The organism is Bacillus sp. FSL W8-0920, assembly GCF_038593215.1.
Lineage (GTDB): Bacteria > Bacillota > Bacilli > Bacillales > Bacillaceae > Bacillus > Bacillus pumilus.
Genome location: NZ_CP151974.1, coordinates 2558314 through 2571636, shown reverse-complemented (window position 1 = coordinate 2571636; position 13323 = coordinate 2558314). Strand labels below are relative to the sequence as shown.

Here is a 13323-nt window from a genome sequence, read left to right as displayed (position 1 = left end):
ATGAGTAAAAAAGTTGTTGTACTTGGAGAAAGTCGTGACGGTAAATTAAGAAATGTGACATTTGAAGCCATTGCTGCCGCTCATCAAGTGGCAGATGGCGGTGAAGTCATTGGCGTGTTAATAGGGGATGACGTCAAAGACCAAGCGAATGAACTGCTATACTATGGAGCGGATCATGTCATGATTGTGGAGCATCCGCACCTTTCATATTATACGTCAGATGGTTTTGCGCAGGCACTTCAAGCCATATTAGATCAGGTTGACCCAGATGCCGTCCTCTTTGGCCATACGTCTATCGGAAAAGACTTGTCGCCGAAAATAGCTGCACGCTTGCAGACTGGTTTAATTTCAGATGCGATTGATGTAAGCGTTACCGGAGAACATCTTGTTTTCACAAGACCGATTTACTCTGGAAAAGCCTTCGAAAAAGTGATTTCAACAGATCGTCTGCTTTTGGCCACCATACGCCCGAACAACGTGGCACCTCTTGAGCGGGATGCCTCACGCAGCGGAGACATTACACCGGTTTCTGTCGATATTCAGAACCTGCGAACGATCGTGAAGGAAGTCATTAAAAAAACGTCAGAAGGTGTAGATTTATCTGAAGCAAAAGTTATCGTCGCCGGGGGACGCGGGGTCAAGAGTAAGGAAGGGTTTGAACCGCTGAATGAACTCGCTGAGACGCTGGGCGCAGCAGTCGGTGCCTCGCGTGGTGCCTGTGACGCAGACTACTGTGATTATGCCCTGCAAATTGGGCAAACAGGCAAGGTCGTCACACCTGATCTCTATATTGCGTGCGGGATATCAGGAGCGATTCAGCATTTAGCCGGGATGTCTAACAGTAAAGTCATTGTGGCGATTAACAAAGATCCAGAAGCTGAGATCTTCAAAATTGCCGATTACGGAATCGTCGGTGACTTGTTTGAAGTGGTACCGCTTTTGAATGAAGAGTTAAAAAAGATGAATATCCACTCGTAACGCTCATACACTCAGAATGCCTAGGTATTCTGGGTTTTTTTGTATGTAATCAATACACAAAGGAGCGGTTGATAAGTGAAGGGAACAGTAAAAGTGAATGACGTGATCGGACGTATTTCTAAACACATCTATGGACATTTTCAAGAGCATTTAGGAAGAGGGATTTATGATGGGATTTGGGTCGGAAAAGATTCAGAGATCGATCATATTGAGGGGATTCGTACGGATGTGTTAAAAGCCCTTCAAGCATTACATATTCCGGTGCTTAGGTGGCCGGGCGGCTGCTTTGCAGACGAGTATCATTGGGCAAATGGTGTAGGTGATCTCAGCGAACGAAAGCCGATGGTGAACACTCATTGGGGTGGTACGGTTGAATCCAATGAATTTGGTACACATGAGTTTATGAAATTGTGTGAGCTGCTTGAATGTGAGCCTTATATTTGCGGAAATGTGGGAAGTGGGACTGTTCAAGAATTAGCAGACTGGGTCGAGTACATCACTTTTCCAAAGGGAACACCTATGTCTGATTGGCGCATTCAAAATGGAAAACAAGAACCTTGGGATTTGACCTATGTTGGTGTAGGAAACGAAAGTTGGGGCTGCGGCGGGAATATGACGCCTGAATACTATGCCGATTTATATAAACGTTATCAAACGTATGTGAGAGAGTTTGCAGGTCAATCAATATACAAAATTGCGTGCGGAGCCAATTCAAATGATGTGAATTGGACAAAAGTATTAATGGAGCGGGCCGCACCTTGGATGGATGGACTCAGTCTGCATTACTACACTGTACCTGGTACGTGGGAGAAGAAAGGATCAGCGACTGAATTTGATGAGGATGAATGGTTTATCACGTTGAAAAAAGCCTATGAGATGGAACGGCTTGTCGTGGATCATGGAGAGATCATGGATCGTTATGATCCAGACAAGCGAATTGGGATGATTATTGATGAATGGGGAACATGGTATGACCCAGAGCCAGGGACAAATCCTGGGTTTTTGTATCAGCAAAACACACTAAGAGACGCACTTGTTTGTGCCCTTCATTTTCATATCTTTCATCGTCATTGCCAGCGGATTCATATGGCGAATATTGCCCAGACGGTCAATGTTCTGCAAGCAATGGTGTTAACGGAAGACGAAAAGATGCTTCTGACGCCTACGTATCATGTGTTTCACATGTTTCAAGTGCATCAAGAGGAAGAAGCACTTGAAGTGGAGTTCGTGTCAACGTCTTATGAACGCAGAGGAGAAAAAATACCTCAGGTTAGCGTGTCAGCTTCGCGTTCGTCAGATAAGATGCATATTAGCTTCTGTCACCTGAATCCGCATGAACAAAACGAAGTATCCCTTGCCATTGAAGGTATGGATGCAGAAACGAAAGTCACGGGCCGCGTGCTGACAGCAGACCGCATGAATGCGCACAACACATTTGATGATCCTCATGCTGTCCAGCCAGCAGAGTTTCAGCAATTTGCTGTAAAACCCGGTGAGTTGAGCATAGAGCTGCCGCCAATGTCTGTGGTGATGATTACGATTGATCTCGCTTGATCGCATATTTAGATGTTTGATGAGCAGGATGTTGGGGCATCATACATTGTAAACGAAGCGGAAAGGGAGTTATTTATATGCTTAGAACGATTCTCATGATTATCGGTGCAATTGTTGTCATTGGTGCGATTGTACGGTTTGTTTTTTAATTCATTTCATAAAAAATGATTCGTAAGCATTTCATTCGCAAGTCACATTGGTAGATGCTATACTAAAAAGCATAATTTACATTGGAGGAATGAATAATGGCAATCGTAAAAGCTACTGACGCAACATTTTCACAAGAAACTGCAGAAGGTGTTGTTATTGCGGACTTTTGGGCACCATGGTGCGGACCTTGTAAAATGATTGCTCCAGTTCTTGAAGAACTTGATCAAGAAATGGGCGATAAAATGAAAATTGTAAAAATTGATGTAGACGATAACCAAGAAACTGCTGGTAAATACGGCGTGATGAGTATCCCAACACTTCTTGTTTTAAAAGACGGTGAAGTGGTAGAAACTTCTGTTGGTTTCAAACCAAAAGAAGCACTTGCTGAGCTTGTTAACAAACATCTATAAACCTGTCTATGCCCAATCGGCATACTCACTAAAGCGGTTCTCGTAAAGACGAGAGCCGCTTTTCTTTCAACATGGTATAAAACAAATGTTCGTGATACACTAGAAGGAGTGAAAGAGGAAAACAAGGACGGATGAAAAGATGAACAAACTGATCAAAGAAAAGCTATCGGTCTTGCCAGATCAACCAGGCTGCTATTTAATGAAAGATCGGCAAAATACAGTCATTTATGTAGGGAAGGCAAAGGTCTTAAAAAATAGAGTACGCTCTTATTTCACTGGATCTCATGACGCCAAAACGCAGCGGCTTGTCAGTGAAATTGAGGACTTTGAATACATTGTCACCTCTTCTAATATCGAGGCACTCATTTTAGAGCTGAATTTAATCAAAAAATACGACCCAAAATACAATGTCATGCTCAAGGATGACAAAACGTATCCTTTTATTAAAATTACGAATGAACGGCATCCTAAGCTGATCGTCACACGCAATGTGAAGAAGGATAAAGGGAAATATTTCGGTCCATACCCGAACGTTCAAGCAGCAAGAGAAACGAAAAAGCTGCTCGACCGTTTATATCCTCTCAGAAAATGTAGCACCCTCCCTGACCGTGTCTGTCTCTATTATCATCTTGGACAATGTCTCGCGCCATGTGTGTATGACATTTCTGAAGAAACGAATAAGCAGCTCGTGGACGAAATCATAAGGTTTCTAAACGGAGGACATCAGCAAATCAAAAAAGAACTCACCGAAAAGATGCAGGAAGCCGCCGAACAATTAGAGTTCGAACGGGCAAAAGAACTGAGAGACCAAATCGCTTACATCGACTCAACGATGGAAAAGCAGAAAATGACGATGAGCGATTTATCAGATCGAGATGTTTTTGCATATGCCTATGACAAGGGCTGGATGTGTGTCCAGGTCTTCTTCATCAGGCAAGGGAAATTGATTGAACGTGATGTCAGCCTGTTTCCTATGTATCAAGACCCTGAGGAAGAGTTTCTCACATTTATGGGACAATTTTATGCAAAGAACAACCACTTTCTGCCGAAGGAAATTTTGGTGCCAGATAGCGTAGATCAAGAGATGATTGAACAATTGCTTGAGACGAACGTTCATCAGCCAAAAAAAGGAAAGAAAAAGGATTTGCTATTACTTGCCCATCAAAATGCCAAAATCGCCTTAAAAGAAAAATTTTCGCTCATTGAGCGTGATGAAGAGCGGTCCATTGGTGCAGTGAAGCAGCTTGGAGATGCACTAAATATTTATATGCCTTACCGGATTGAGGCATTTGATAACTCGAATATTCAAGGTGCAGACCCGGTTTCTGCCATGGTCGTCTTTCAGGACGGGAAGCCGTATAAAAAGGAATATCGAAAATACAAAATTAAAACCGTCACAGGTCCAGATGATTATGCATCGATGCGTGAAGTCATTAGAAGGCGATATACCCGCGTGTTAAAGGATGAGCTCCCGCTACCAGATTTGATTTTAATTGACGGAGGAAAGGGACAGATCAATGCAGCGATAGATGTGCTTGAAAATGAATTGAATCTGTCTGTTCCAGTAGCAGGTCTAGTCAAAGATGAAAAGCACCGGACGTCGAATCTGATGATGGGCGATACACTGGAAATTGTTGCACTAGAGCGGAATAGCCAGGCCTTCTATTTATTGCAGCGCATTCAAGATGAAGTGCACCGATTCGCGATTAGCTTTCACCGGCAGCTGCGCGGAAAAAATGCATTTCAATCTATTTTAGACGATGTGCCAGGTATCGGAGAAAAGCGTAAAAAACAGCTTCTTAAACATTTTGGCTCTGTGAAAAAGATGAAAGAAGCCTCTATCCAAGACTTTCAGGAGGCTGGTATCCCGAAACAAACGGCCGAGCTTTTAATGGAAGCTTTAAAAAAATAGATTGTACTTTTTCCAAAAGTCTGTTAAGATTGTGACTAAATTTAATAAATGAACGTGTTGTTTGTTGAAGATAGAGGTGCGAACTTCAAGAGTAAGCCTTCAGAGATCGATGGGATCTAGGAAGAGGGCTAAAAGGGGAGCGTCGCCGAAGTGAATAAAATCCACTCATTTTATTCGCTGGCTGTACATTGAAGAAATGTAGGGCTGTCAAGAATGTATTTCTTGGAGGGCTATCTCATTGTTTGCATCGTTTGATGATGATTATAAAGCAATGGGAGATCTGTTCTCTCATTGCTTTTTTTATTTGCAGTGAGCAGGCAGTCTCCAAAGCCGCTTCTTGCCTCTTCTCTCACACGTGATCTTTTGAAAAAGGGTGGTAGACATGGGACTAATTGTACAAAAATTTGGCGGAACGTCTGTTGGATCGACAGAAAAAATTCGCAATGCTGCAGAAAGGGTCATCGCTGAACGCGAGGCCGGACATGATGTGGTTGTGGTTGTGTCGGCAATGGGTAAATCAACGGATGTTCTAGTAGACCTAGCGAAAGAACTCACAGATCATCCGAGCAAAAGAGAAATGGATATGCTGCTCGCAACTGGAGAGCAAGTGACCATTTCCTTATTAACGATGGCGCTGCAAGCAAAAGGCTATGATGCGATTTCCTTTACAGGCTGGCAGGCTGGTATGAAAACAGAGCAGGTACACGGTAACGCAAGAATCGTGGACATCGATGAATCAAGAATAAAAGAGGAATTAAGTGCTGGGAAAGTCGTTGTTGTGGCAGGCTTCCAAGGAATTGCAGATGACCTGCATATCACAACACTTGGACGCGGTGGATCAGATACGACGGCTGTAGCACTTGCTGCCGCACTAAAAGCGGATAAATGTGATATTTACACAGATGTACCAGGAGTATTTACGACAGATCCGCGCTATGTACCGGCCGCGCGGAAGCTTGCAGGTATTTCATACGATGAGATGCTCGAACTGGCTAATTTAGGAGCTGGTGTCTTGCATCCGAGAGCTGTCGAATTTGCGAAAAATTATCAAGTCCCACTAGAAGTCCGTTCTAGTATTGAAAATGAATCGGGTACGTTAATTGAGGAGGAATCATCCATGGAACAAAATTTAGTCGTCAGAGGCATTGCATTTGAGGATCAGATTACACGCGTGACGGTGTGCGGTCTTTCAAGCGGTCTCACCACATTGTCGACCATCTTTACGACACTTGCGAAGCAAAATATCAATGTGGATATCATCATTCAGTCCGTCACAAGCACCAATCAGACGTCGATCTCTTTCTCTGTGAAAACGGATGATTTGTCTAAAACAGTTGAAGTGTTAGAAGAATATAAAGGAGCACTTGGCTACGAACAGATCGAGACAGAAAGCAAATTAGCCAAAGTATCTATCGTTGGATCTGGTATGGTCTCAAATCCAGGCGTAGCCGCTGAAATGTTCGCTGTGTTAGCGGAAAAAGACATACAAGTGAAAATGGTCAGTACGTCTGAAATCAAAGTCTCAACAGTGGTTGGCCGTGACGATATGGTCAAAGCAGTTGAAGCACTGCATGATGCGTTTGATTTATCAAAGGTAGCTGCCCATTCTTAAACAGGCAGAGAGGTGTATCTCTTGAAAGAGTGCACCTCTTTTTTATATCCGAAACCCCCCATGCTAGAAAGGAAAACGTGCGTAAACCCATTCACTAAGTATGCTATGATAGAAGAAGGCAAACAAAAAAGGCGTGACCTAAAGTCCGCGCCTTTCATAAAGAGTGTTAGCTAGGGTCTCTTAAATCCCATTTAACGGTTAAAATGACTTTATCAGCACGCTTTTTCACTTGTTCATAAGATTCAGCCACGTGCTCGTTCAGAAGCTGGATTTGTTCAGCAATAAAACCTGCTTCCATCTGAAAGCATGGCTCCTTTTGATAGGTAAGTCGATTTGATACAAGTGGTCCTTCGAGCTCAAACTCAATTTCCTGTTTTTTCGAATGGACCATCGTGAGAGTTCCCCATCCGGCATCATGGAAAAATTCGGGGATTTTCTCCCATGACTCTTGAGGGAATTTACGAGCAAGCAGCTTACCCGCAAAATACATCATAGATGAATGATCCTGACCCAAAATATCAGGCAGCAGAACTTCGCGTATCAGCTCGTAGGCAAATCCATTGACTTCAATTTCTTTTAGCTGTTCTAAGTTAGATTCGAATTTATTCATTGTACGGCTCCCCTCTTTCAACAATTTATTATAGCTTATGTGAGCATATGATGACAGAGTTTTCCCTGAAGTCTAAGAAATTCTTATTGTAGTAAAACGAATTTTGATTTAAAACTTTTAAATTTCGGAAAATTTTAATTTATGTACGCGGTTTCTTGACGCTTTTTTGACATAGGAGTAAAATGAAATTGTCAATAAATTTGAATAAAGTGCTTACAATTGAAAGAAGCGGGGGTAAGACAATTTTCAGCAATTGCACTTTTTACTAGGGGGTAAAGTAATGTCGGGGAACAAAGAATTTTTTTATCGGAGATTGCATTCTTTGCTTGGCGTCATTCCGGTCGGTCTATTTTTAATTCAGCACTTAGTGATTAACCACTTTGCGACGAATGGACCAGAGGCGTTTAACAAAGCTGCACACTTTATGGAACAGCTTCCATTCAGATATGCACTTGAGCTGTTCGTGATTTTCTTACCACTGATCTATCATGCTGTTTATGGGGTGTACATAGCCTTTACGGCACAAAACAATACGTCTCGCTTCAGTTACTTAAGAAACTGGTTGTTCAGACTGCAAAGGATTTCAGGTATCATCACATTGATTTTTGTGACTTGGCATGTATGGGAAACACGAATTCAAGCTCAGCTTGGAGCTGAAGTGAACTATGACATGATGGCGAATATTTTAAGCTCTCCATTTATGCTAGGCTTCTATATTGTCGGCGTTTTATCTACTATTTTCCACTTTGCTAATGGCTTGTGGTCATTTGCTGTCAGCTGGGGAATTACTGTTTCACCACGCTCACAAAGAATCTCCACATATGTGACATTAGGTATATTTATAGCGCTTTCATATGTAGGGCTAAGAGCAATTTTCGCTTTTGTTTAAGAGGAAATAGATTAGTAGAAGAGGGAGAGGGGCTACAATGAGTAATTCTAGCATCATCGTTGTCGGAGGCGGCTTAGCTGGTCTCATGGCAACTATTAAAGCAGCAGAAGCGGGAACAGCTGTTAAACTATTTTCAATCGTACCTGTAAAACGTTCGCATTCTGTATGTGCACAGGGCGGAATCAACGGAGCGGTGAATACAAAAGGTGAAGGGGATTCACCTTATGAGCATTTTGACGACACGGTGTATGGCGGAGACTTCTTAGCCAACCAGCCGCCAGTTAAGGCAATGTGTGAAGCAGCGCCGTCCATTATCCATTTACTTGATCGGATGGGTGTGATGTTTAACAGAACACCAGAGGGATTATTGGACTTCCGCCGCTTCGGGGGAACACAGCACCACCGTACAGCGTTTGCTGGAGCTACAACAGGCCAGCAGCTATTATATGCACTTGATGAGCAGGTTCGCCGCTATGAAGTAGCGGGGCTTGTCACGAAATATGAAGGCTGGGAATTCCTTGGCGCTGTGTTAGATGACGAGGAAGTATGCCGAGGCATTGTCGCGCAGAACTTAACAACAATGGAAATTGAATCCTTCCGTTCAGATGCAGTGATCATGGCAACAGGCGGTCCTGGAATCGTGTTCGGAAAATCAACGAACTCCATGATTAACACTGGATCTGCTGCATCTATCGTCTATCAGCAAGGGGCTCATTACGCAAATGGAGAATTCATTCAGATTCATCCAACAGCGATCCCTGGAGATGACAAGCTTCGTCTCATGAGTGAATCGGCTCGTGGTGAAGGCGGACGTGTTTGGACATATAAAGACGGGAAGCCTTGGTACTTCCTAGAAGAAAAATATCCAGCATACGGAAACCTTGTACCGCGTGATATTGCAACACGTGAGATCTTTGACGTATGTGTCGAGCAAAAGCTTGGCATCAACGGAGAGAACATGGTATATCTCGATCTTTCTCATAAAGATCCAAAAGAACTTGATATTAAACTTGGCGGCATCATTGAAATCTATGAAAAATTCATGGGTGATGACCCGCGTAAGCTTCCAATGAAAATTTTCCCTGCTGTTCATTACTCAATGGGCGGATTATGGGTTGACTATGATCAAATGACGAATATCAAAGGCCTATTTGCTGCCGGAGAATGTGATTACTCTATGCACGGCGGAAACAGGCTTGGTGCAAACTCACTGCTTTCAGCCATTTACGGCGGAATGGTCGCTGGACCAAATGCTGTGAAGTACATTAGCGGTCTTGAAAAGTCTGCGGAAGACCTATCTTCTGCAACATTCGACAGCGCCGTGAAGAAAGAGCAGGAGAAATGGGACAACATCCTCGGCATGGACGGAACAGAAAATGCGTACGTGCTTCATAAAGAGCTTGGAGAATGGATGACGGATAACGTCACAGTTGTTCGTTACAATGACAAACTCTTAAAAACAGATCAGAAAATCGAAGAACTAATGGAGCGCTACAAGCAGATCAACATCAACGATACAGCTTCATGGAGCAACCAAGGCGCTGCCTTCACACGTCAGCTTGACAACATGCTTCAGCTGGCAAGAGTCATTACGATCGGGGCTTACAACCGGAATGAAAGCCGAGGCGCACACTACAAACCAGACTTCCCAGAGAGAAACGATGAAGAGTTCCTAAAAACAACGATGGCTACGTTCAAAGGAAAAAATCAAAAGCCTGCATTCCACTATGAGGACGTCGATGTATCGTTAATTGCACCTCGTAAACGAGATTACTCGAAGAAAAAGGTGGAGAAATAAGATGAGTGAAAAAAACACGATTCAATTCATAATCACACGTCAAGATACAGCAGATGGAAAGCCTTATGATGAAGAATTCGAAATCCCTTACCGCCCAAATATGAACGTCATTTCCGCACTCATGGAAATTAGACGGAACCCGGTCAATAAACAAGGGAAAAAAACAACGGCGATCAACTGGGATATGAACTGTCTTGAAGAGGTGTGCGGAGCTTGTTCTATGGTCATTAATGGAAAGCCGCGCCAATCATGTACAGCCTTGATTGACAAGTTAGACCAGCCGATTCGTCTTCAGCCGATGAAGACATTCCCGGTTGTGAGAGATTTGCAGGTTGATAGAAGCCGGATGTTCAATTCCTTGAAAAAGGTGAAAGCATGGGTACCGATCGATGGCACGTATGACCTTGGTCCTGGACCAAGAATGCCTGAGAAAAAACGTCAATGGGCTTATGAGCTTTCGAAATGTATGACATGTGGTGTCTGCCTTGAAGCTTGTCCAAACGTGAATGATAAATCTTCCTTTATGGGACCTGCACCGCTTTCGCAAGTTCGTTTATTTAATGCACATCCGACAGGTGCGATGAATAAGTCTGACCGTCTAGAAGAAATTATGGGGGACGGTGGTCTTGCGAACTGCGGGAACTCCCAAAACTGTGTGCAGTCTTGTCCGAAAGGAATCCCGCTGACAACGTCAATTGCTGCACTTAACCGAGATACAACTTTACAAGCATTCCGTAACTTCTTCGGAAGCGATCACGCAGAATAACATCACATTCAGTCCTCTTTGCCAATCATGATGAGTGTTTAAGAGGCTGGATGCAATATTGAAACAAACGCCTCTTCCAATACGGGAGAGGCGTTTTGTTTCCAAATAAGGAGATGATCAAGTGAGATTGCCGTCATATATTGAAGCACCGTTTGAAGAGTGGAGGGCATCCTTTCGATTTTATGTCGAAACGACCGTTCGGTTTTCAGAAACGGATATGTTTGGCCACATGAACAATGTTACCCCTTTTGTGTATTTTGAAGAGGCGCGCATTGCCTTTTTTCAAAAAACAGGAATTGTTGATAAACGGATGAAACGTGTGCGAGAAACCATGACAGTCGTCGCTAACCTGCAATGTGATTACATCAAGCAGGTAGAGATTGGAGAGAGGCTTCGAGTGTATGTTAAGCCTGAGAAGGTCGGCTCAAGCTCACTCATTCTTCATTATTTAGGAGAAAATGAACAGCAGGAACCATGCTTTACAGGCTCAGTCACCATGGTGCAAATTAGTAAAGATACAGGCACATCTGTCCCATTTACTGAAGAAGAAAAAGAGACATTTAGGGCGCAGCGAAATGAGTAGCATGCTGGCTCATCAACGTGCACGCTTTATTTTGTTATAATAAAAGCACCATATCAAGAAGAAACAAGAGGAGAACATATGAAGATTTTTCAATATGACACCATTGATAGTACAAATAATGAAGCGAAAAGGCTCATGCAGCAAGGAGAAAAGCCCTCATTTGCTGTCTATGCACGCCAGCAGACAGAAGGAAGAGGCAGACTCGGCAGGCCGTGGGAAACACCTTTAGGGAATGTGGCAGTGACCATGACAGTCATGCCGCCAGAAGAACTCTCCACCCAGTCAACGATCGCCCCGCTAACAGCGCTAGCAATCTATGATGTGCTGAAACCACTCATAAGAGCGGACGATCAGCTGGCGATCAAATGGCCGAATGATATCCTCATTAATGAAGCAAAGGTATCCGGCACATTAATTGAAGCAGATCGCAGCGCCATTTATATCGGTGTTGGCATCAATGTAGAGACGAAGCCGGAGCATGTCCCGTACAAAACCATTTGCTTATCAGAGCTGACAGAGGTGAAAGCCGATCAGCTAGTGAAAAACCTGGCAGCGGCTTTTGAAAAATACCGTACACGCTGGCAGAATGAAGGGTTTGAAGCACTCACTGCCCTTTATAATAAACGGTTATATCGTCTAAACAAGCCGCTTCGCATTTCGTTAGATCGTGAAAAACAAACATGGGAAGAAGGCATTTGCTGCGGCGTTAACCGCTTTGGTCATCTTCAGCTAAAAGATGATAAAGGACAGATCAAAGCTCATTCTGCCGGAGATATTGATGCCCCGCTTCAGCATTAAAAAAAGCAGACGATGTTCTCGTCTGCTTTAGGCTTCTCTTTTAATATGAGGCTGCACAATATAATCTTGTTTCGTAAAGACAACCCCGTCTAGAATTTCTCTTGCAGTTCGAATGACTTTGACTCTATTTTGGGACACGTCAATGTCCGTTTGCATTATCCCGGCAGGATGCCCAATTCGAAGCGTATCATGTTGTCCATTATAAAGCTGTGCAGGAAGCGTATGTTCCATAAAACAGCTGGCTGACACGCAGACAGAACCGGTAATGGCAAGCGCTTGGTGTGGTCTTTGCATCGATAACATGCGTACGACGATATCCATATCGGCTGCTCGTCTCATCACTCCGTTTGTATCCACATAATCAGCAGGCTCGCTAATGATCGCAAGCTTCGGAACGGCTGGTGATTGTAATGTCGCCATGTCTTTGGGTGCAAAGTGACACATTTCAGCAGCGATGGAACGAATCTCTTCTAAATCATTCAGTAATGCGTCTGTAAACTCCTCAGGTAATTCGGTTCCTTTTAAATGAAGATCCTTCGCACGGACAAAGGCAATGGGATTTGCGATGTCAACGATCGAGATCGGAATCTCTCCGAATTTTGTCTGAATCGTATCCATGCGGTTCCCTGTCGGAAAGGTTTTACCAGTCACAGCGCCTTCAGGTTTTTCAAAGGATAGATAGATGGGAGATCCTGTCCCTTTTACACCTGGAATTTCTACATCTCCCTCAAATTTCACTTCGCCATTTTCAACCTCAACCTCTGCTACGATGACTTTATTTGTGTTGGTATTGAGGATACGTACAGTCGTAATGGGTTCAACCGCTTGAACAAGTCCTTTAATGATGGCGTATGGTCCAACCGCTGATGAGATATTCCCGCAGTTTCCTTTAAAGTCGACATATCTCTCATTGATGCTGACTTGTGCAAACGTATAGTTCACATCCACATCTGGACGTGTGGCTTTATCGATAATGGCCACTTTGCTTGTTAAAGAATTACCGCCGCCGATTCCATCGACCTGCAGCCGGTCAGGACTGCCCATAATGTCTAAAAGAAATGCCTCGAGCTCATCGTGTTCAAATGGTGAATTGTTTGCTTGAATGAATACCCCTTTACTTGTACCGCCTCGCATCATTGTGATTGGAACTTTTCTCATTGCTCTCACCCTCAATTTTTTAATGAACTGTTTATCTAATCAAAATGGTAAAGTATAATAAGAAATAAGTTAAATACATTATTTTAAGATGAATCAATAAATTTT

Annotated in this window: 12 protein-coding genes and 1 riboswitch; of the genes, 10 read left to right on the top strand and 2 right to left on the bottom strand. The window is 43.4% G+C overall.

Translation table 11 applies throughout. The features are described 5' to 3' along the window. From NSS78_RS13030 to NSS78_RS13010, 5 genes are all read left to right on the top strand, one after another. Complete coding sequence (locus NSS78_RS13030; RefSeq protein WP_003216494.1) at nucleotides 1-978, top strand: electron transfer flavoprotein subunit alpha/FixB family protein; 978 nt, start codon at nucleotides 1-3, stop codon at nucleotides 976-978. A 75-nt stretch (nucleotides 979-1053) separates the two neighbouring features. Then, entirely contained in the window at nucleotides 1054-2532 is a 1479-nt protein-coding gene (locus tag NSS78_RS13025) for an alpha-N-arabinofuranosidase (RefSeq protein ID WP_342468127.1), read from the top strand. Nucleotides 2533-2777: 245 nt separating this feature from the next. After that, the gene (gene trxA, locus NSS78_RS13020; RefSeq protein ID WP_003216330.1) at nucleotides 2778-3092 is read left to right on the top strand and encodes a thioredoxin; all 315 of its coding nucleotides are present in this window, start codon (nucleotides 2778-2780) and stop codon (nucleotides 3090-3092) included. Between the two features lie 139 nt (nucleotides 3093-3231). Continuing rightward, nucleotides 3232-5004 (top strand): excinuclease ABC subunit UvrC, encoded by a 1773-nt coding sequence (gene uvrC, locus NSS78_RS13015; RefSeq protein ID WP_050943614.1) that lies wholly within the window; start codon nucleotides 3232-3234, stop codon nucleotides 5002-5004. A gap of 63 nt (nucleotides 5005-5067) precedes the next feature. Next, a riboswitch (Lysine riboswitch) is annotated at nucleotides 5068-5245 on the top strand. Nucleotides 5246-5386: 141 nt separating this feature from the next. Next, nucleotides 5387-6616, top strand: coding sequence for an aspartate kinase (locus tag NSS78_RS13010; protein WP_061409010.1), 1230 nt, complete (start codon nucleotides 5387-5389; stop codon nucleotides 6614-6616). Between the two features lie 166 nt (nucleotides 6617-6782). Here the strand turns inward: NSS78_RS13010 and NSS78_RS13005 are convergent, their stop codons facing one another. Continuing rightward, nucleotides 6783-7226, bottom strand: a complete 444-nt coding sequence (locus tag NSS78_RS13005) for a YslB family protein (RefSeq protein ID WP_003216293.1) — start codon at nucleotides 7224-7226, stop codon at nucleotides 6783-6785. Between the two features lie 280 nt (nucleotides 7227-7506). Between NSS78_RS13005 and NSS78_RS13000 the strand changes: the two genes are divergently transcribed. The 5 genes from NSS78_RS13000 to NSS78_RS12980 all read left to right on the top strand — a co-directional run bounded on the left by NSS78_RS13000 (nucleotide 7507) and on the right by NSS78_RS12980 (nucleotide 12060). Beyond that, complete coding sequence (locus tag NSS78_RS13000; RefSeq protein ID WP_106032633.1) at nucleotides 7507-8115, top strand: succinate dehydrogenase cytochrome b558 subunit; 609 nt, start codon at nucleotides 7507-7509, stop codon at nucleotides 8113-8115. A gap of 37 nt (nucleotides 8116-8152) precedes the next feature. After that, the gene (gene sdhA / locus NSS78_RS12995; RefSeq protein WP_003216403.1) at nucleotides 8153-9913 is read left to right on the top strand and encodes a succinate dehydrogenase flavoprotein subunit; all 1761 of its coding nucleotides are present in this window, start codon (nucleotides 8153-8155) and stop codon (nucleotides 9911-9913) included. Between the two features lies 1 nt (nucleotide 9914). Further along, on the top strand, nucleotides 9915-10679 hold the full coding sequence (gene sdhB / locus NSS78_RS12990) for a succinate dehydrogenase iron-sulfur subunit (protein ID WP_003216443.1): 765 nt from the start codon (nucleotides 9915-9917) through the stop codon (nucleotides 10677-10679). A gap of 121 nt (nucleotides 10680-10800) precedes the next feature. Continuing rightward, nucleotides 10801-11262 carry a thioesterase family protein gene (locus NSS78_RS12985; RefSeq protein WP_050943617.1) on the top strand — a complete coding sequence of 154 codons (462 nt, stop codon included), beginning with the start codon at nucleotides 10801-10803 and terminating at the stop codon, nucleotides 11260-11262. Nucleotides 11263-11340: 78 nt separating this feature from the next. Further along, the gene (locus NSS78_RS12980; protein WP_212046198.1) at nucleotides 11341-12060 is read left to right on the top strand and encodes a biotin--[acetyl-CoA-carboxylase] ligase; all 720 of its coding nucleotides are present in this window, start codon (nucleotides 11341-11343) and stop codon (nucleotides 12058-12060) included. A gap of 27 nt (nucleotides 12061-12087) precedes the next feature. Here the strand turns inward: NSS78_RS12980 and NSS78_RS12975 are convergent, their stop codons facing one another. Further along, complete coding sequence (locus NSS78_RS12975; RefSeq protein ID WP_309217083.1) at nucleotides 12088-13218, bottom strand: PrpF domain-containing protein; 1131 nt, start codon at nucleotides 13216-13218, stop codon at nucleotides 12088-12090. Between the last annotated feature and the right edge of the window lie 105 nt (nucleotides 13219-13323).

Excerpts from the sequence above, each read along its gene's own strand:
- NSS78_RS13030 (WP_003216494.1), top strand. The coding sequence starts at position 1 with ATGAGTAAAAAAGTTGTTGTACTTGGAGAAAGTCGTGACGGTAAATTA.
- trxA (WP_003216330.1), top strand. The coding sequence starts at position 2,778 with ATGGCAATCGTAAAAGCTACTGACGCAACATTTTCACAAGAAACTGCA.
- uvrC (WP_050943614.1), top strand. The coding sequence starts at position 3,232 with ATGAACAAACTGATCAAAGAAAAGCTATCGGTCTTGCCAGATCAACCA.
- NSS78_RS13010 (WP_061409010.1), top strand. The coding sequence starts at position 5,387 with ATGGGACTAATTGTACAAAAATTTGGCGGAACGTCTGTTGGATCGACA.
- NSS78_RS13005 (WP_003216293.1), bottom strand. The coding sequence starts at position 7,226 with ATGAATAAATTCGAATCTAACTTAGAACAGCTAAAAGAAATTGAAGTC.
- NSS78_RS13000 (WP_106032633.1), top strand. The coding sequence starts at position 7,507 with ATGTCGGGGAACAAAGAATTTTTTTATCGGAGATTGCATTCTTTGCTT.
- sdhA (WP_003216403.1), top strand. The coding sequence starts at position 8,153 with ATGAGTAATTCTAGCATCATCGTTGTCGGAGGCGGCTTAGCTGGTCTC.
- sdhB (WP_003216443.1), top strand. The coding sequence starts at position 9,915 with ATGAGTGAAAAAAACACGATTCAATTCATAATCACACGTCAAGATACA.
- NSS78_RS12980 (WP_212046198.1), top strand. The coding sequence starts at position 11,341 with ATGAAGATTTTTCAATATGACACCATTGATAGTACAAATAATGAAGCG.
- NSS78_RS12975 (WP_309217083.1), bottom strand. The coding sequence starts at position 13,218 with ATGAGAAAAGTTCCAATCACAATGATGCGAGGCGGTACAAGTAAAGGG.